This is a genomic window from Arthrobacter sp. M2012083 (assembly GCF_000281065.1).
Lineage (GTDB): Bacteria > Actinomycetota > Actinomycetes > Actinomycetales > Micrococcaceae > Arthrobacter.
On sequence record NZ_AKKK01000019.1, the window covers coordinates 56763 to 74643 of the forward strand.

General features: G+C 62.4%; 17 protein-coding genes. 9 read left to right on the forward strand and 8 right to left on the reverse strand.

What is annotated here, in order from left to right; translation table 11 throughout:
• Positions 1 to 11: 11 nt before the first annotated feature.
• Entirely contained in the window at positions 12 to 653 is a 642-nt protein-coding gene (locus A477_RS0110585) for an ATP-binding cassette domain-containing protein (RefSeq protein ID WP_017198975.1), read from the forward strand.
• On the opposite strand, the gene A477_RS0110590 is transcribed toward A477_RS0110585, so the two are convergent.
• The 7 genes from A477_RS0110590 to A477_RS0110620 form a co-directional block, all read right to left on the reverse strand.
• Complete coding sequence (locus A477_RS0110590) at positions 650 to 2215, reverse strand: glycoside hydrolase family 32 protein (protein ID WP_017198976.1); 1566 nt, start codon at positions 2213 to 2215, stop codon at positions 650 to 652. The genes A477_RS0110585 and A477_RS0110590 overlap by 4 nt on opposite strands.
• On the reverse strand, positions 2212 to 3306 hold the full coding sequence (locus tag A477_RS0110595) for an ATP-binding cassette domain-containing protein (protein WP_017198977.1): 1095 nt from the start codon (positions 3304 to 3306) through the stop codon (positions 2212 to 2214). The genes A477_RS0110590 and A477_RS0110595 overlap by 4 nt, the downstream gene beginning before the upstream one ends.
• Positions 3303 to 4265, reverse strand: a complete 963-nt coding sequence (locus A477_RS0110600; RefSeq protein ID WP_017198978.1) for an ABC transporter ATP-binding protein — start codon at positions 4263 to 4265, stop codon at positions 3303 to 3305. Before A477_RS0110600 ends, A477_RS0110595 begins: the two co-directional genes overlap by 4 nt.
• Positions 4262 to 5197 (reverse strand): ABC transporter permease, encoded by a 936-nt coding sequence (locus tag A477_RS0110605; RefSeq protein WP_017198979.1) that lies wholly within the window; start codon positions 5195 to 5197, stop codon positions 4262 to 4264. The genes A477_RS0110600 and A477_RS0110605 overlap by 4 nt, the downstream gene beginning before the upstream one ends.
• 10 nt (positions 5198 to 5207) lie before the next feature.
• The gene (locus tag A477_RS0110610; protein WP_017198980.1) at positions 5208 to 6185 is read right to left on the reverse strand and encodes an ABC transporter permease; all 978 of its coding nucleotides are present in this window, start codon (positions 6183 to 6185) and stop codon (positions 5208 to 5210) included.
• A 109-nt stretch (positions 6186 to 6294) separates the two neighbouring features.
• The gene (locus A477_RS0110615) at positions 6295 to 7968 is read right to left on the reverse strand and encodes an ABC transporter substrate-binding protein (RefSeq protein WP_017198981.1); all 1674 of its coding nucleotides are present in this window, start codon (positions 7966 to 7968) and stop codon (positions 6295 to 6297) included.
• A gap of 79 nt (positions 7969 to 8047) precedes the next feature.
• Complete coding sequence (locus A477_RS0110620) at positions 8048 to 9115, reverse strand: LacI family DNA-binding transcriptional regulator (RefSeq protein ID WP_017198982.1); 1068 nt, start codon at positions 9113 to 9115, stop codon at positions 8048 to 8050.
• 414 nt (positions 9116 to 9529) lie between these two features.
• Here A477_RS0110620 and A477_RS0110630 point away from each other — a divergent pair, with 414 nt between their 5' ends.
• The 4 genes from A477_RS0110630 to A477_RS0110645 all read left to right on the forward strand — a co-directional run bounded on the left by A477_RS0110630 (position 9530) and on the right by A477_RS0110645 (position 13870).
• The gene (locus tag A477_RS0110630) at positions 9530 to 10309 is read left to right on the forward strand and encodes a type 1 glutamine amidotransferase domain-containing protein (RefSeq protein ID WP_026005524.1); all 780 of its coding nucleotides are present in this window, start codon (positions 9530 to 9532) and stop codon (positions 10307 to 10309) included.
• 124 nt (positions 10310 to 10433) lie between these two features.
• Entirely contained in the window at positions 10434 to 11450 is a 1017-nt protein-coding gene (locus tag A477_RS0110635) for a DUF808 domain-containing protein (protein WP_017198985.1), read from the forward strand.
• 264 nt (positions 11451 to 11714) lie between these two features.
• Positions 11715 to 12914: a pyridoxal phosphate-dependent aminotransferase gene (locus tag A477_RS0110640; protein WP_017198986.1), complete on the forward strand. Its 1200-nt coding sequence runs from the start codon at positions 11715 to 11717 to the stop codon at positions 12912 to 12914.
• Positions 12911 to 13870 (forward strand): 2-hydroxyacid dehydrogenase, encoded by a 960-nt coding sequence (locus A477_RS0110645; protein WP_017198987.1) that lies wholly within the window; start codon positions 12911 to 12913, stop codon positions 13868 to 13870. The genes A477_RS0110640 and A477_RS0110645 overlap by 4 nt, the downstream gene beginning before the upstream one ends.
• A gap of 100 nt (positions 13871 to 13970) precedes the next feature.
• Here A477_RS0110645 and A477_RS0110650 read toward each other — a convergent pair whose 3' ends face one another.
• A complete protein-coding gene (locus A477_RS0110650; protein ID WP_017198988.1) occupies positions 13971 to 15011 on the reverse strand; it encodes an AAA family ATPase in 1041 nt (346 codons plus the stop codon).
• Positions 15012 to 15124: 113 nt separating this feature from the next.
• Here A477_RS0110650 and A477_RS0110655 point away from each other — a divergent pair, with 113 nt between their 5' ends.
• From A477_RS0110655 to A477_RS0110670, 4 genes are all read left to right on the forward strand, one after another.
• Positions 15125 to 15817 carry an MSMEG_4193 family putative phosphomutase gene (locus A477_RS0110655; RefSeq protein ID WP_017198989.1) on the forward strand — a complete coding sequence of 231 codons (693 nt, stop codon included), beginning with the start codon at positions 15125 to 15127 and terminating at the stop codon, positions 15815 to 15817.
• 24 nt (positions 15818 to 15841) lie between these two features.
• Entirely contained in the window at positions 15842 to 16387 is a 546-nt protein-coding gene (locus A477_RS0110660) for a DUF3090 domain-containing protein (protein ID WP_017198990.1), read from the forward strand.
• Positions 16387 to 17154, forward strand: coding sequence for an SCO1664 family protein (locus A477_RS0110665; protein ID WP_017198991.1), 768 nt, complete (start codon positions 16387 to 16389; stop codon positions 17152 to 17154). The genes A477_RS0110660 and A477_RS0110665 overlap by 1 nt, the downstream gene beginning before the upstream one ends.
• Before the next feature lie 206 nt (positions 17155 to 17360).
• A complete protein-coding gene (locus A477_RS0110670) occupies positions 17361 to 17567 on the forward strand; it encodes a hypothetical protein (RefSeq protein WP_237715779.1) in 207 nt (68 codons plus the stop codon).
• Positions 17568 to 17881 lie beyond the last annotated feature (314 nt).

The window sequence follows — 17881 nt, forward strand, 5'->3', positions numbered from 1 at the left end:
TAGGATCGAGTGTGAACTCTTCCAATTCAGCCCTGCGCGCCCGCAACCTTCACTTCAGCTTTGGCGACGCTCCAGCACTGATAGGCGTTGACCTGGACCTCGAGTGGGGCAAAGTGACCGCCATTGCCGGCCCCAATGGAGCGGGCAAATCCACACTCATCGAGATCCTTGCGGGGGTTCGTAAAGCCGCCCGCGGGACGGTAGACCGCAAGGACGACGTGGCCTTGGTAGTCCAACGTGTGACAACCCCTGACGCTCTCCCCCTCACCGTTCAGGACGTGGTGACGATGGGCACGTGGGGCGATCAGTCAGGTCGGGCACGCAAAATAGGGGCAGCGGAACGAAAAGCGCGGGTCTCGGAGGCCTTGGCCCGGGTTCAGCTCACGGAACATGCCTTATCGCCGTTCAATGCACTGTCCGGAGGCCAACGACAGCGTGCGCTACTGGCCCAAGGCATAGCCCGCCGTGCACGCATCTTCCTGCTCGATGAGCCCGCCGCCGGCCTGGATCTGGAAAGCCGCCAGCGCACACGGGCCATGCTCGCAGCAGAAGCAGCCCGCGGTGCAGCAGTGGCCTGCGTCAGCCACGATGAAGAATCAATTGCAGCCGCGGACTACGTCGTCAAACTGATCGGCGGCCGACGGGTGAGCTAGCTTGCGGGCTTCACTTTTCCTTCCGGCAAAAGACTCCGGGTGCTTTCAAAGATCCCAGCCATGGTCCATGCGTCAAAAGAAAGGAGCCGTGCCGAACCTTCGGTAGCGGCCAATGTCACGCGCTCGCCGCCCAGGGTCGGGTAGACACGGGCCGTGAGGGGCTTGCCGTTGGCAAAAATCTCGACGGCGGACCGGTCCACCACCACGCGCAGGCGAACCCGACCGTCCATCATGGGAACGGGGCCGGACTTGTCCTCCACATCGACGGCAGGGTCGAGGCTGCTACGGGTACGATCCAAGCGCAGAGTGCCGGCGGGGGTTCCATCTGCGGCCCGGCTCAGTACGATCACGGTCTCCTCGGCACCATCCGGGGACGCCAGCACTCCTAGCCGAACCTCCGCACCAAGTGCCAGCTGCATGTCCAGCTCAAGGTCCAGCTGGTTGCCGGATACACCGGTCTCGAGGGGCGTTCCAGCCCCTACCAGCACCTGCCCAGGGACGCTGACGTGGTGTCTGCGTAGCTTCTCAATTTCGGGAACCGGCGCAAACTCCAAGGTTCCATCGTTGGCCACGGTGGTGACCCGTGGCAGGCTCATGACGCCCGACCAGCCGGCTTCCACCATCGCCGCATCACTCCGGCCTTCTTGCATCCAGCCGAACATGACACGGCGGCCGGACTCATCTTCGAAAGACTGCGGTGCATAGAAGAAGCGGCCTCCGTAGTCGAGCCGGTGCAGTGCCTCCGGCTCGAAGGCATCCCCGGCGTAGCGGCCGGTCCAGTACAGCGGATGGCGGGTTTCGCCGTCGTCCCACGCGGAGAAGACCAGCACATCCGGCGCGTTGTCTGACGGGACAGAGCCCAACGAACCCTGTCCTGCGCGGAACAGGTCAACGCATTCCCACATGGTCCCGGTCCAGTCAGTGTCCGCAGGATCGCCCTGCGAAGCATCGCCCATGCACAAGGGCCCGATGTAATCCCAGGACCGTAGATCTGAAGACTCGTACAGGAAGGCCGTGCCCCCGCGGCCGCGAATGCCCGACCCCACCAGCTGTCGCCACTTGGTGCCTTCGCGCCATACGCAATGATCGCGGTATGCGGTGATCTCCACTCCTGCCGGTGGCGCCGCAATCACTGGATTCCCGGGGTCCTTGGTCCAGTTCTGCAAGTCCGGGGATCCTACAGCGACGCAGGGCAGCTCCTTGCCCTCGAACCGTCCCGAGTACACCAAGGTGGGCGTGCCGCCGTCGTTCACCAATACCCCCGACCAGCAGCCATCAGCGTCCGGTCCAGCGGACGGTTCCAAGGCAACGGGCAGGTCAGTCCAAGTGACGAGGTCGGCGCTGGTGGCGTGGCCCCACTGGATGCGATGGTGGAAAGCACCCTCCGGGTTGTACTGGTAGAAGAGGTGGTACGTACCGTTCCACTGGCTAACGCCGTTGGGATCATTGAGCCAGCCGGCCGGCGACACGAAATGGAACCGCGGGCGGAGGGGGTCGGCTTCAGCACGGGTCAGCAACTCGTCCTGGGGAACGGTGGCGAGCGGGTGGGTTAGTTCAGTCATGCGGAAGCCTCTTCCTGAGCGTTCGACGCCGGGGCGCTGGATTGGATTGGTTCGCTCGCCAAAGCATGGCCGCCGGCTGCGGCCCACGGCCGGTACAGATGGCAGCGCACCCAGTGACGGTTCGCGGGGTCACCAACTTGATGGCGCACAGGTTCTTCGGCCGAACATGGCTGGTTCGGATCGCCGTCGAACGCGCAGTGCGTTGAGGCCATGACCGCCTGCCGCAATTCGGCCCTGCGGACGGGATCGTACGTGCCGGCCCGGGCGGGGTCCGGTACGGCCGAAACCAGCAGTTGCGTGTAAGGGTGTGCAGGGTTGGAGAGCAAGTCCAGGGACTCGCCTTCCTCAACAAGTTCACCGGCGAACATGACGGCAGTCCGGTCCGCCAAGTAACGGGCGGATGCGAGGTCGTGCGTGATGTAGAGCATGGAGATGCCCTGCTCGTCGCGGAGCTTGCGCATCAGGTTCAGCACGCCGATCCGGACAGAAACATCAAGCATGGAGGTAGGTTCGTCGGCCAGGATGACCTGCGGCTCAACGGCGAGCGCCCGGGCTATGGCTACGCGTTGGCGCTGGCCGCCGGAAAGCTCATGCGGATACGAGTTCAGCATGTCAGCCTGCAGACCGACAGTGGTCATGAGTTCTGCAAGCCGACGCTGGGTCTCCTGCTCGGAACCGCCGCTTTTGCCATGGATCGCCAACGAGCGCCGCAGGAAATGGTCCATCCTGTGAGCGGGGTTCAGTGAACCGAAGGGGTCTTGGAACACCATCTGCAGTTGCGAGCGAAATGCACGCGACGCTTGGAAACGATCCCGTTTGAGGATGTCGACGCCGTCAATCAGGATGGCACCGGAGCTCGGCTTTTCGAGCCGTGCGACGCAGCGGGCCAGGGTGCTCTTGCCCGAACCGGACTCCCCTACCAGCGCCACGATTTCACCGCGGCCAATGGTGAGGTCGACGCCGTGCAGGGCACGAACGGAATCGCGGGAGAACAGCCCGCCAATGGGGAATGTCTTCCCCAGGCCGCGGATCTCGAGGGCAGGGGTGCCGGTGCTGGCCGCGGCCGGTGGGGCCATGAGTGAGTGGCTCATCGTGCAGCTCCTTCCAGGTTTGCTGAATCAACCGCGGGGGGCTCGCCACCAAAGGGAGCCACGAAATGGCCGGGTGCTTCTTCGGTGAGGTCGGGGATGTTCCGGAACTTCACGCCGTCGGGCAGTCCCGTCAACGGAATGCGGGGACCGGTGAGCGGCGGAAACGCGCCCATGAGGGCCTGGGTGTAAGGGTGTCGGGGATTGGCGTAAACGTCCTGGGCTTTCGCGGTCTCCACGATCCGGCCGCCGTACATCACGGCCATGCGGTGCGAGAGTTCCACCATGAGGGACATGTCGTGCGTGATGAAGAGGACAGAGAAGCCGAGTTCACGCTGGAGGTCCTTGATTTGTGCCATGATCTCCTGCTGCACCACCACATCCAGGGCGGTAGTGGGCTCGTCGAGGATCAACAGTGACGGCTTGAGCGCCACGGCCATGGCAATCACGGCTCGCTGACGCATGCCGCCGGAGAGTTGGTGCGGATACGACTTGAGCCGTGCGGGGTCGATCCTCACGAGTTCCAGCAGTTCACCGGCACGCCTCAGCGATTCCTTGCGGGAGTAGCCGGCGTGGGTGGTGAAGATGTCAACGATCTGTTCGCCTATGGTCAGCACCGGATTGAGCGAGTTCATGGCCGACTGGAAGACCATCGCCACGTCCTGCCAGCGGAAGCGCCGCAGCTCTTCAGGGCTCATGGCCAGGACGTCCTTGCCACCGAAGGAGATGCTGCCGCCTGCAATCTTTGCGGGGTCCTTCAGGAGCCTCATGATTGAGTTGGCAATAGTGGACTTCCCGCAGCCGGACTCCCCCGCGAGGCCGAACACCTCACCGGTGCCAATGCTGAAGGAAACGTGGTCGACGGCGGTGGTGGAGCGGGTGTCGCCGATGTACTTGACGGTGAGGTCCTTGACGTCGAGGACTGGTTCGTGTGAGCCGAAGGAAACTTGGGAGATGGTCATTTGGCGGCGCTCCTTTCGGCGGTTGCAGGGGTCTTGGGTGTTTTGATCTTTCGCAACCGCGGGTTGGTTACCTCGTCCACGGCGTAGTTGATGAGGGCAAGGGCGAAGGCGACCAGCGCTATGCACACGCCTGAGGGGACGAAGACCCACCAACTGCCGGTGAGCAGGGCGCCTTCGTTACCGGCCCAGAAAAGGTTGTTGCCCCAGGAGACCGTGCTGACATCGCCCAGGCCCAGGAACTCCAAACCTGCTTGGGCGCCGATTCCGTAAATCACGCAGGCAAGCAGGGTGCCCATGACAATCGAGGCCATGTTGGGCAGGATTTCGCGGAACATGATCCGGCCCGCCCGTTCTCCGGACACTACGGCCGCGGCCACGAAGTCCTTGGACCGGATGGACAACGCCTGTGAGCGAAGGACCCGAGCCGAGCCGGCCCACCCGGTGACCACGAGTACCAGGATCACCGTGCCCAGGCCGGGCGGAAGGAATGCGGCCAGGATGACCAGCAGCGGCAGGCCGGGCAGGAGCAGGAAAACGTTGGTGACCAGGGATAGTGCCTCGTCAATGAACTTGCCGAAATACGCCGAGGCGAGGCCCACCAGGATGCCGATAAACGTGGACGCCACACCCACGGTCAGCCCCACGAAGAGGGAACTCCGTGAGCCATGGACGGTCAGCGCGAGCACGTCCTGTCCCTTGGCGGTGGTGCCCAGCCAGTGCTCGGCTGATGGTTCCAACGAGGCCATCGCTGTGATCCTCGACGGGTCGCCGGGAAACAACACCGGCGCAAGCAGTGCCAGGGCAATGAAGATGAACATCACGGCCATGCCTGTCAGGGCCTTCTTGTTGCTGAGGAGCCCGTGGACGAAACTGCGGTTGGGTTTGCGGACGGCCGGTGTTGGAGTTGGCTGCTTCAAAAGTGCGGTTGTCATGATCAGTCCTCTAGTTGCTGCGCACGCGCGGGTCGAGGCGGACGTAGAGGATGTCCACCAGGAAATTGGCAAGCAGCACAGCGGCGGTGATGGTCAGGAACAGGCCTTGCATGAGCGGATAGTCGAGGCCTTGGACGGCATTGAGAAGTTGGTAGCCGACGCCGGGATAAGCGAACACCACCTCCGTGAGCAGCGCACCACCCACCACGAACCCCAATCCCATGCCGAAGCTCGTCACCGAAGGGAGCATGGCATTGCGTGCGGCGTAGCGGAGCATGATGCGGCCGGGGCGGAGTCCCTTGGCTTCGGCCATGGTGATGTAGTCCTCGGAATTCGTGGCGATCATGGTGTTTCGCATGCCCAGCATCCAACCTCCTATGGAAACCAGCACAATCGTCAGCGCGGGCAGCACAAGGTGGGCACCGACGTCGCCGATGAACTCCCAGGTGAACGCCGGCTCCAAACCGTCGGTGAACGCATGCCGGATCGGGAACCAACCCAGCACCACACCGAACAGGTACAGCGCACCCATGGCAAGCCAGAAGTACGGGAACGAGCCGATGAAAACCAGCACCGGCGGAAGCGCGGAGTCGATCGCGCCGCCACGGCGCCAAGCAGCCAGGATCCCCAGGAGGTTACCCACGACGGCGGCAACCACCAGTGCGGTACCGCCCAGCAGGAGTGTCCAGCCGATTTGGGACGAGATGACCTCGGTGACGGGGGTGGGGAAACGGGAAATGGAAACCCCCATCTGCCCGGTAAAGATGTTGTGCAGGTAGTCGATGTATTGCTCCCAAATGGGCCGATCATCAACACCCAGCAGCTTGCGCAGGGCCTCGATTTGTTCTGGCTGCATTCGGTCCTGGGAGCGGGCGAACATCCGGGAGACGGGGTCTCCGGGCATGAAACGCGGGAGCAGGAAATTCAGGGTGATGGATGCCCAGAAGGCGATCAGGTAGAAACCCAGTCGGCGCAGGATGAAGCGCACGGTTTCCCTCCATTCGGGAATTGCGGAAAGTTTTGGGGCACGCCCGGGCGGAGTTGGCCGCCCGGGCGTGCGGTGCGAGGCCCGTCCGGGCCTAGGGCGGCGGTGGGGACTACTTGCGCGGTTCCAGCGTGGTCAGTACCAACACCGTTGTGGGTGAACGGACCGAGAGAGTGGCGTACGGGTTGCCCTCGGTCGGCCAGCCGGTAAATCGGGTGTCATTGAAGGCTCCCCATTCCGGGCCGGAGAACAGCGGCACCAGTGGTGCGACGTCGTTGTACTGTTCCTGCAGCTTGTTGGCGAGGTCCTTCTGCTTGGACTCATCACTTTCCGCGGCGAAGTCGGCAAGCAGCGCATCCGCCTTCGTGTCGCCGAAGCGGTGGTAGTTGTCGAACGTCTTGGTGCCCACGGGCTTCACTGTTGCTGTGCCCATTGACGTGTTGAAGTACTTGTACGGGCTGGGGTCATTGGCGCTCCAGACAATGCCGGAGTCAAAGTCGCCGGTCTCGTAGCCGGCAACCACGGCAGCCCAATCCGGGGACTCCACCTTGGCAGTTACACCCACTTCGGCCAGGTTCTGCGCGATCACATTGGCCACTGACAGCCAGTCGGAGGAGGTCGCGCCCACGGAGATCTCGAATTCGAACGGCTTGCCGTCCTTGAGGGTGCGTTTTCCGTCCGCTCCCTTGGGGTATCCGGCCTTGTCCAGAAGCTCGTTGGCCTTTTGCACATCGTGGTTTGTCCACGTGCAGTTATCCTTGACCGCCGCGTTCTTCCAGGTCTCGTAGTTGCCGGAGAGTCCGGTGCAGTCCGCCGGTTTGGCGTAGCCGCTCATGCCGATCTTGGTGACTTGCCCGCGGTCAACGGCCATGCTCAGTGCTTTACGGACATCAACGTCGTTGAACGGTGCTTTAGTGGTGTTGAGCTGCCAGTTGATCATGGCACCGGTCGCCGGGAACCAGTATTGACGGTGTTCCTTGTCCTTGGAAACGAAGGTCTTTTCGATGTTCGGGATGTACTGCGGAGCCCAGTCCACGTCGCCATTCGCGGCGGCGAGGTTGGCGCCGTCGTTTCCTGCAAAAGCGAGCATTTTGATGCCGGCGATCTTCTGCTTCTCCGGCTGCCAGTAATTGGGGTTCTTGGTCAGCACGAAGGACTGGGCCTGGAAGCTGTCCACCTCGGTATAGGGACCGGTACCTACCGGCTTGGCATTTGCATCCTTTTCCGGGTCCGGCAAAGCGGACCAGATGTGCTCGGGCAGGATGACGAGCTGGCCGACGTCGTAAAGGGCCGGCGACCACGGCTTGTTGAAGTTGAACGTCACCTTATTGCCATCGGCCGTCACGGTATCCAGATACTCGAAGCCGCCCTTGATCTTCTTCTGAAGTTCGAACGTATAGGCAACATCGTCTGCGACGAAGGGTTGCCCGTCGGACCACTTCACACCATCACGGAGGGTGAAGGTGATCGACTTGCCGTCCTCCGCTGCCTTCCACTCTGTGGCGAGCCACGGCACAGTGTCCCCCTTGGCCGGGTTGAAGATCAGGAGGGATTCGTAAATGGACTGCTGAACCATCGGGTTCACCGTGGGAGCAAACGGGTTGAAGTTCTGCACGAACGTGCCCATGTCCTCCCGCGGGATGGTGAGGAACGCACTAGCGTTCGCGCCGGCGTCGGAAGTGTTTGTCTTGGTGACATTGGCCGTACAGCCGGTGAGCAGCATCGCGCCCACTGCAAGGCTTGCCGCCGTTATCCGGGCAGCCCTGAAGTATCGGGGTTGTGTCATGATGGTTATCTCTTTCCTATCTTCATCAGCAAGGTGAAGGGGTTGGTAAGGGGTTTGCTCTTCGACGTTGATTTCGCGGTCAGACCGAAGAGCGTTCTAGCAGCGGACAGTCGACCAGTTGCTGGTCGGCAATGATCGGCTGTCCTGCTGTTAGAGCGGCGAGCGTTTGGACGCCCAAGGCGCCCATTTTTTCGAATGGCAACGCAACCGTCGTCAACTTTGGCCTTAAGTAGGCCGCGATGAGTTCCTGGTTGTCGAAGCCGATCACGGCGATGTCCCCGGGGATGGTCAGCCCCCGTTCCTTGATGGCGTCATAGGCGCCCATCGCCATGCGGTCGTTGAGGCAGAAAAGTGCCGTCGGCCTGTCCTGTCGTGGATAGCGGTCCAGGATCCGGCAAGCGGCTTCATAGCCGCCGTCGGCCGTGGCATATCCGGACACCACCAGTTCCGGGTCCAGCTCCAGTCCGGCGACGGCAAGTGCTTCGCGTGCACCTTCCAACCGCCCCACTGCAGCAGGAATAACCGGGTCAAGGTTGATGACTCCAATCCGGGTGTGGCCGGCTTGGAGCAACCGTTCGACGGCGATCCTGCCTCCCCCACGCTCGTCAGGGACAATCGAGGGAAGCTTACCGTCCGCGTCGAAGCAGTTGATCAACACGGTGGGTACTTCATTGGCACTCGCCGGGACGTGGACGCCCCGGTGAAAAGTAGCTGCGTAGAGAAGTCCTTCCACTCGTTGTTCCAGCAGCTTTTCAGTTGCAGCATCTTCCAGGCCCTGGTTGGGTCCTACGGCATCGGCCTGGTCGGAGGGCGCGATGAGCAGGAACCGGCGGTCAAGCCAGGCTTGGTCCTGGGCTCCTTTGATGATGTTGACGGCGAACGGTGCCGTGACGATCTCCGTCACGATCCCATACCAATCGCTGCGCCGGGATGCCAGCGCACGGGCACCGGCGTTGGGCCTGTAACCCAGTTCCTGCACAGCGCGGTTGATCCGAGTGCGGGTTTCCTCGGAAATGCTGGCGTTCTCGCGGTTGCTCAAGACAAACGAGACTGCAGTCCGGGAAACGCCGGCATGTTTGGCGACGTCCTTCATGGTGACTCCCCGCTGCCGTACGGGTACGGCCTCGCCTGGGGTGGATTTCGCCATTGAACGCTCCGGGTGCTCTTGTTGGTCCGAGTGTGGTGCCAGGCAACCATTGCCGGGCTGATCGACAGCAACGCTGTTGGTAACGCGCGTTACTTGTTGAACATGTGACTTAGGTTACCCGCGTTACTTCGGGTCTGTCAACAGGCGCGCCGCACCCCCGAAGTGCCTCGAAACCATGCCGGTTGGCGGCTACTTTTCGCTGGGTTGGTGGTCTTCCGGCGATTCGTTCGGGACATCGTGAACTTTTTTCGGAATCTTGCCCTCTACATCGGCAGGAACGGGAGGGTCCTTCTCTTCATCAGTAGACATGAGGCAAGCATAGGGGCCCATGCTGACAGTATGCGGATTCTTCAGACTGCCAGAGCCCCGAAATGTGTGGGGCGTAGTGTGGACGTTGGACGAAAGGAGCACTTCATGAAGAAAATCCTCATGGTACTGACCAGCGTTTCCGAGCTCGGCGACACGGGCGAGAAGACCGGCTACAACGTGGCCGAGGCCGCACATCCCTGGAAGGTCTTCAAAGATTCAGGTCACTTCGTTGATTTTGCCTCCATTAAGGGCGGCCAGCCTCCCAGCGACGAGGTGGACACGGATGATCCCATCCAGGTTGCCTTTACCAAGGATGAGACCACGCGCGCCGGCCTATACAACACTGCCCGCGTGGATGTCATCGATCCCGGGCAATATGATGCCGTCTACCTGGTGGGAGGACACGGCACTATGTGGGACTTCCCGGACAGCGAAGGATTGCAGCGCCTGGTTGCCAGCGTTTACGACGCCGGAGGCTTGGTGGGCGCGGTCTGCCATGGTCCGGCTGGACTGCTGAATGTGGAATTGGAGAACGGATTCCGCCTTGTCCAAGGCCGGGACGTGGCCGCATTCACCAACGACGAGGAAGTTGCCGCCGGGAAAGACAAGGTCATCCCCTTCTTCCTGGCAGACCGCTTGGAGGAACAGGGAGCACGCCATGTCTCTGCAGGTGTCTTTGAGGAGAAGGTGGCAGTGGACGAGCGCTTGGTCACCGGTCAGAATCCTGCCTCAGCCGCCGGGGTAGCCAAGGAGATGGAGAAGCTCTTCGCCCAGGTCATCCACCAGGAAAAGGCCGACGAGCAGCATGAGGCGGAGGCGCTGCGTGCTGAGAAGGACGCGGAAAAGAGTGCCAGGAAGCAGGCGGCGGCGGATACAGAACACTAGGCCGCCGGCACCGCCACTGCAGCCCAAGACGCCCGTCATCGTATACTCCGAACATGCCATTTATGCGACTCTACCTAGGTATTCACACGCCGTTGCCCGCCCTTAAGCAGGACGGAGTTCTCCTGTGAGCGGCGGTCTCGTCGCACTTTTGGACGATGTCGCAGCGCTGGCCCGCATAGCGGCTGCCTCCGTGGACGACATCGCTGCAGGAGCCGCCAAAGCCGGGGCCAAGGCTGCCGGCGTCGTCATTGACGACGCCGCAGTCACCCCCCAATACGTCTCCGGGGCGGACCCGTCACGCGAACTGCCGATGATCAAACGGATCTTCTGGGGCTCGCTGCGAAACAAGCTCGTGATCATCCTCCCGGCGCTGCTGCTGATTAGCGCTTTCATCCCGGGAGTAATCCCGTTCATTCTCATGCTGGGTGGCAGCTACCTCTGCTACGAGGGCGCCGAAAAGGTCTGGCACAAGCTCCGAGGCCATGCTGCTGCCGAGACGGCACCTGCTGTCCAACGCGGCCCGGAAGCCGAGGCGAAAGTTACCAAGGGCGCCATCACCACCGACTTCATCCTGTCCTGCGAGATCATGGTCATCGCCATGAATGAAGTGGCTGCTGAGTCTCTGTGGCTCCGGGCATTCATCCTGGTCGTCGTAGCGATCGCGATCACGGTCATGGTGTATGGCGCCGTCGGCCTCATTGTCAAGATGGACGATATCGGCCTGCACCTGACCACTAAAGCTTCCGAGGGCTCCCAGCGCTTCGGCCGGCTGCTCGTCAAGGGGATGCCGGCTGTACTGGCCGCAATCACCCTTATCGGGACGATCGCCATGCTGTGGGTTGGTGGTCACATCATGCTGCAGGGAGCCCACGACCTCGGCTGGCACGGACCCTACGACCTTGTCCATGTACTGGAGACACCGTTCGTCGGAATCCCCGTGGTGGGCGGCTTCCTTGCCTGGCTCGTGAACACGATCTGCTCAGCCATTCTCGGTGCGGTCTGGGGTCTGGTCATCATGCTCATCCTGCATCCGCTGCTTAAGGTGCTGCCGTTTGGCAAGAAGAAGCACGGACACGAAGTGGGCGATGTCCGCGCCGCGATCGCCGATCATCGGGCGGACAAACACAACCCAAGTAAATAGCAGATCAGGCCGTTCTGAGGACTCCAAACGGCGTGCACTGAGACCTACAGGGTGCGCGACGAGGATTCACGATGAGCGGCCATTGAAAAGAGTGGCACCGCGTCCCGGTTAGTACCGGGACGCGGTGCCACTCTTTTGTGTGCGGCTCTTCTGCGTGTCATAGTGCGTCGCACTCTTGTGCTGGAGATTACACGACGCTTTGATATATTAGTCATGTATTAGATGTCTACGAACGACTCTTAAACTCAACGAGGAGTACACAGCATGCAGCAACTCGCGCATCGGCTCGAACGGCTCGGCACCGAAACCGCCTTTAGCGTCGCCCAAGCGGCGGCGGCTTGGAAGGCGAAGGGGAACTTGGTTTTCCCCTTCCACCTCGGCGACATCAACATCCCGACCGCACCACACATTGTCGAAGCCATGACGAAGGCAATCGCCGACGGCTACACGGGCTACTGCCCCGGCCCCGGTATCCCCCAGCTGCGCCAAGCCCTCGCCGAAGACATCGGCTCACGCCGCGGCATCAGCCTGTCCCCGGACAATGTGGTGGTCATGACGGGCGGCAAACCGGTCATCACGAAGTTCCTGCAGGCAGTGATGAACCCCGGGCAGGAGGTGCTGTACCCGAATCCCGGCTTCCCGATCTACGAATCGCAGATCGAATACCTCGGAGGCACAGCCGTACCGTACCGCTACCTCCCCACGAGCCAAGGCTTCTCGATCGATCTCGACCAGGTGCGTGCGTCGATCACGCCTAACACCGTTGCCATCATCTACAACGACCTGCAGAACCCCATCTCCGCGGAATCCACTGCAGCCGAGCGCGAGGCCATTGCTCAGATCGCCCAGGAGCACAATCTCTGGGTGCTTTCGGACGAGGCCTACTTCGAGACCCGCTACGAAGGAGTCTCCAGTTCGATCACGTCGCTTCCGGGCATGGCAGAACGAACCGTCATCCTCTACACCTTCAGCAAGAAGTTCGCCATGACGGGCTCACGCCTCGGCTGTGCTGTAGCTCCCCTTGAGATCGCCAAAATTCTCAGCACCCTCAACACCAACGACGAGTCATGCACCACCCATTACGTGCAGTGGGCAGGCATCGAAGCACTCCGCGGCACCCAGGAACCGGTCCAACAGATGCTCAACATCCTGCGTGAGCGGCGGGATGCCGCCTGCGAACTCGTGAACTCCGTCCCCGGAATGCACGTCGCAGTGCCCCAGTCGACGTTCTACCTGTTCCCCGATGTCACTGACGTCATGGAGAAAATGGGTTACACGGCAGTGGGTGACTTCGCCAGTGACGCACTCTACAAAACCGGCGTCTCCTTCTGCACACGCGAACACTTCGGCCGGCGCCAACCCGGCGAGGAACGGCAATACATCCGGCTCGCCTATTCAGGCATCGACGTCGCCGACATCCGCGAGGGCCTCGGGCGCCTCCGCGACTGGATCGTGACCGCATGAGCCGCGTTGTCGTCACGGGACGCATCCCCGACGCCGCCATTGAAAAGCTCCGCGCCGAACACGATGTCGAGGCCTGGGATGGTCCCGAGACCATGACCCGGGAAGAGCTTCTGCGCCGCGTAGCCGGAGCCGATGCCATAGTGTCCCTGCTCACCGAACGCGTAGATGCCGAACTGCTCGACGCCGCCGGACCGCAGCTCAGGGTCGTCGCGAACGTTGCCGTCGGATATGACAACATTGATGTTGCCGCCTGCACCGAACGGGGCGTCGTGGCCACCAACACGCCAGGCGTGCTCACCGACGCCACGGCCGACATCGCGTTCGGCCTCATCCTCATGGCAACCCGTCGGCTCGGCGAGGGTGAACGACTCATCCGCTCCGGCCAGGCCTGGAAATGGGGCATGTTCTTCCTCCTCGGCAGCAGCCTGCAAGGCAAGACACTCGGCATCGTCGGCATGGGCGGAATCGGCCAAGCCACCGCGCGCCGAGCCAAGGCCTTCGGCATGGACATCGTCTACCAGTCCCGCAGCGAAATCGACCCAACGATCGCCGCCGAACTGGACGCCCGGCGGGTCGATATCGACGAGCTGCTCTCTGTCTCCGACGTCGTCTCCCTGCACTGCCCTTACGGTCCCGCCACCCATCACCTGATCGGGGCCGGGCAACTCGCTGCGATGAAGAGCTCCGCGTTCCTCATCAACACCGCACGCGGACCCATCGTCGATGAAGACGCACTGGCAACAGCACTCCGCGAGGGTGCAATCGCAGGGGCCGGGCTTGACGTCTACGAGCAAGAACCCCGCGTCCATCCCGGCCTGCTGGAACTGGACAATGTCGCTCTCCTGCCGCACCTCGGCTCGGCCACGGTGGAAACACGCACAGCCATGGCCATGCTGGCCGCCGACAACGCACTCGCAGTGTTGAGCGGCGAACAACCCCCGGCACCGATCACCTAGGCGGATACAAACAGAAGTATTGCCTTCCACGCTGAGTCGAGTTGTAACACCAGGGGGCGTCCGGGTTTCACGGGCGCCCCCTGTCACCCCTCAGGTCCGGTCAGGCCAGCCAGCGCCACCAGCGTGGACGTTCCGGTTCCGCCGACAGTTCAAGTTCCGGTTCGGGTTCCTCACCCAAGGCCAGCGCGGCCTCGACGACGTCGTCCGCGGTGAGCGTCATGACGGCGTCACGATCGAGCGCATCGAGACTGTGTTCCTCGTCGCGTGACAGCCGCAGCGCCTGCCGGTTGAGCGCCTGCTCGAACAGCGTACGGGCGAACCGGGCGTTGCCCGAGTCCTCGCCAGCGTGGAGCCCGGTGAGGATGCGACGCAACATCTGGTCCGCACCAGCCTCCAAGGTGTACTCGTGCTGGGCCAGCATTTGGTGGAAAATCGTCTGGAGTTCGTCGACGGAGTAGTCGGGGAACGTAATCTCCCGGGCAAACCGAGACCTCAATCCGGGGTTGGACAGCAAGAAGGATTCCATCAGCCGCGGGTACCCGGCCACGATCACCACCAAGCGGTGGCGATGGTCCTCCATCCGCTTAAGCAGGACCTCGATCGCCTCGGGACCGAAATCCATCCGGCCATCCTCCGGTGCCAGCGCATAGGCCTCGTCGATGAACAGGACGCCGTCGAGTGCACGCCGGATCACCCGGTCCGTCTTAATGGCGGTCGCTCCCACATACTGCCCCACCAGGCCGGAACGGTCGACCTCCACGAGGTGGCCCTTCTGCAGTAGACCGACCGCGCGGTACATCTCGGCGAGGAGCCGCGCCACGGTCGTCTTGCCCGTGCCCGGATTTCCGAGAAACACAAGGTGCTGTGATGTGGCCACCTCCGGCAGGCCGTGGGCTTTCCGTCGGGCCTGGACTTGGAGCAAGGCAACAAGGGCCCGCACCTGTTCCTTCACGGTCTCCAGCCCGACCAGCGCGTCAAGTTCCGCCTGTACTTCCGATAGCGGCCGGGCCGGCCCGGGCCTCGCACCGATGAAATCGCCCATCAGGTCGTCGACGCGCTCTGAACCTGACAGCTTGAGCTGATTGGCCAGATGGCCTACGGTTTCGCGCAGGTCATCGAGCGGATTGCGGCTTGCAGCCATACAACCACTGTAGTCCTCGATTTCCTACCACGTACCACGAGTACGACGTGCCTGTTCGATGCCCGGCGCCGAACGGTTCACACCGCCGTCATGCGGGTGGTTAGGCTGGGTGGATGGCGACAGTTATTCTCGTGCGGCACGGCCGCACCACAGCTAATGCCACTGGACTGCTGGCTGGTCGGGCAGCGGGCATCAGCCTCGACAAGATCGGGCGCGAACAGGCGGCACTGATGGCAGGACGGCTCGCAGTCGTGCCGGTGGTCGGGGTGGTGTCGAGCCCTCTTGAGCGTTGCCGGGAGACCGCCCAGCTCATCCTTGATCGTCAGGCTGGCACGCCGCACGCGCCTGTGGATATCGATCTCACCGAATGCGACTACGGACTGTGGCAGGGCCGCACGCTCAGTGATCTTGCCACCGAGGATTTGTGGCCGGCGGTTCAATCGCAACCGTCCGCCGTCGTATTTCCCGGCGGTGAATCCATGGCCGCGATGCAGGCCAGGTCCGTGGCAGCGGTCCGACGCCACGACGCAGCTTTCGAAGCCGAGCACGGGCCGGGGGCCGTGTGGGCTGCGGTCAGCCACGGTGACATCATCAAGTCCATCCTCGCCGACGCACTCGGTATGCACCTTGACCTGTTCCAGCGTATTAGCGTGGGCCCGGCCTCCGTATCGATCGTGCGCTATGGCCCCGGCCGGCCAAGCGTTTACGCGACCAACACCGATGCGGGTGACCTGTCATGGCTGTCGAACGGCATCGATTCGGGCGATGCGCCGGTAGGCGGCGGTGCAGGGCAGAACGCGCCATGAACCTTATGTGCCTAAAATACTGACATGCCTACACGTGTTCACGAGTTTGCCTGGCCGGATCGGGTTGTAGTCGGCACCATTGGCCTCCCGGGCGCGCGCACGTTCTACTTGCAGGTGCGCGCAGGGAAGCAGATCGTGAGCATTGCTTTGGAGAAACAACAGTCGGCCCTGCTCGCGGAGAAGATCGACGCTATCCTCGACCAACTGATCACTGCCGAGGGCAACCCGTTCAGCGTTCCCACCGGCACTCCCGTTGAGCTTGTCGACAACGATCCCCTTGAGGCCGTTCATGAGCAGTTTCGCACCGGCGCCATGAGCTTAGGTTGGGATCCAACCACCGCCCAGGTGGTCATTGAGGCGTACCCCATCACCGATGACGATGAGGACGACGACGAATCGGCTGTCGGGGACGACGCCAACGAGATGCTGCTGGTGCGAATGCCGGTGGGCACCGCGCGCGCATTCGCCAAGCGCACCCGTGAGATCGTGGGGGCCGGGCGTCCAACGTGTTCGATCTGCGGTTACCCCATCGACCCCGATGGGCACATCTGCACCCTTCCTGAAGTCTGATGCCGACGCCGGACCTGGTGACCGCCGAGCTGACGCTCACCGGGCGCATCACCACGGCGTCGAACGCTACATTCCTGGGCAGCATCGGCGACGTCGAAGTCGTCTATAAGCCGATATCCGGCGAAAGTCCGCTCTGGGACTTTCCGTACGGCACCCTTGCTCAGCGTGAGGTGGCCGCTTACCTGGTCTCGCAGGTCTTCGGCTGGGACATTGTTCCACGCACCTGGCTCCGGGATGGCCCCTTCGGTGACGGGATGGTACAGCTCTGGCAGAATCAAGACCCGGTCCAACATGCCGTGAACCTTATTGCAGCAGACCAGGTGCCCGGGACAGGCTGGAAACACGTTCTCGAAGGACAAGATGAGAGTGGACGGATGGTGGTCCTGGTTCACGAAGACACGCCGGCACTCCGACGCATGGCCGTCTTCGATATGATCGTGAACAACGCCGACCGCAAAGGCGACCACATCCTCGCTATGACGGACGGACACCGCCACGGTGTGGACCATGGGCTCACCTTTCACCACGACCACAAATTGCGCACCGTGCTGTGGGGATGGCTGGGAGACCCTCTCACTGCCGAGGAACGCGACGGCATCGATCGTGTTGCCGACGGACTGCGCGGTGGGCTCGGCAGGGACTTGGCCGACTTACTCAGCGCCGAAGAAATCGCATCGCTTGCCACGCGCTGCGCCCGCTTGCAGTCGACAGGGCGGTTCCCCGCTCCAAGCGGTGACATGCCCGCGGTGCCTTGGCCGCTGTTTTAGCGGTAGTGCGATCCGGTCAGGTGACTTCTCGTCAGGATGTGTGCATCGGGCGTAGGCTGAATGAATGGGCCCCGACCGTCCGGGTTTCGTGCAGGCGCAGTTGGCGCGCTCCATGATTATTACCCCACCAATGAAGGGCAGTGCTGGTTGTTGTGCACATCAAAGAATTCTGGGACCACCTCTCTGCAGACACGCAGAAATGGCTTATGGACAACCCTGGAAGCATCATCGTTCCCCGTACCGTGACGGCCATCATCAACGGACAGACCGGCGAGGACAGTGCAGTGGACATCCACGGAGGCACAGTCCTCACCGCCGAGGACCAGGACTTCATCCACGCCAAAGCACGACGACGCGAAACCCAGACCGAAGGGGGACCCAAGTTCTTCGACGCAGTGGGCCCGCAGGACTAGGACCCGGCCGCTGGTCATCGACCGCGCAGGGACCCGAGGCAGGGCCGGACGGTCATCGGTGAGCTCGTTGGCTGTCTGGGCCGGAAGGTGCCGCACCAGCTTTCGATGGGCGGAGGACCAAGCCAGGACCAGTGCCGATTTTTGCGTACCTATAAGGCAAACCGAACGCGATCCACACCTCGCAGCGCTGGGCGGGTTGAAGGGTGCGGATCACGTCGGTCCCTCCCTAGTCCTTGCTGCTGAAGGCGGCGTCGAAGGAGGTCTGCGACGCCGGGAAATCGAACTTCTTGAGTGCTGCGAGGGCTTCGGGGGCG

Excerpts from the sequence above, each read along its gene's own strand:
- A477_RS0110590 (WP_017198976.1), bottom strand. The coding sequence starts at position 2,215 with ATGACTGAACTAACCCACCCGCTCGCCACCGTTCCCCAGGACGAGTTG.
- A477_RS0110605 (WP_017198979.1), bottom strand. The coding sequence starts at position 5,197 with ATGACAACCGCACTTTTGAAGCAGCCAACTCCAACACCGGCCGTCCGC.
- A477_RS0110670 (WP_237715779.1), top strand. The coding sequence starts at position 17,361 with ATGGACAACCCTGGAAGCATCATCGTTCCCCGTACCGTGACGGCCATC.
- A477_RS0110650 (WP_017198988.1), bottom strand. The coding sequence starts at position 15,011 with ATGGCTGCAAGCCGCAATCCGCTCGATGACCTGCGCGAAACCGTAGGC.
- A477_RS0110660 (WP_017198990.1), top strand. The coding sequence starts at position 15,842 with ATGCCTACACGTGTTCACGAGTTTGCCTGGCCGGATCGGGTTGTAGTC.
- A477_RS0110655 (WP_017198989.1), top strand. The coding sequence starts at position 15,125 with ATGGCGACAGTTATTCTCGTGCGGCACGGCCGCACCACAGCTAATGCC.
- A477_RS0110630 (WP_026005524.1), top strand. The coding sequence starts at position 9,530 with ATGAAGAAAATCCTCATGGTACTGACCAGCGTTTCCGAGCTCGGCGAC.
- A477_RS0110665 (WP_017198991.1), top strand. The coding sequence starts at position 16,387 with ATGCCGACGCCGGACCTGGTGACCGCCGAGCTGACGCTCACCGGGCGC.
- A477_RS0110600 (WP_017198978.1), bottom strand. The coding sequence starts at position 4,265 with ATGACCATCTCCCAAGTTTCCTTCGGCTCACACGAACCAGTCCTCGAC.
- A477_RS0110620 (WP_017198982.1), bottom strand. The coding sequence starts at position 9,115 with ATGGCGAAATCCACCCCAGGCGAGGCCGTACCCGTACGGCAGCGGGGA.
- A477_RS0110645 (WP_017198987.1), top strand. The coding sequence starts at position 12,911 with ATGAGCCGCGTTGTCGTCACGGGACGCATCCCCGACGCCGCCATTGAA.
- A477_RS0110640 (WP_017198986.1), top strand. The coding sequence starts at position 11,715 with ATGCAGCAACTCGCGCATCGGCTCGAACGGCTCGGCACCGAAACCGCC.
- A477_RS0110615 (WP_017198981.1), bottom strand. The coding sequence starts at position 7,968 with ATGACACAACCCCGATACTTCAGGGCTGCCCGGATAACGGCGGCAAGC.
- A477_RS0110595 (WP_017198977.1), bottom strand. The coding sequence starts at position 3,306 with ATGAGCCACTCACTCATGGCCCCACCGGCCGCGGCCAGCACCGGCACC.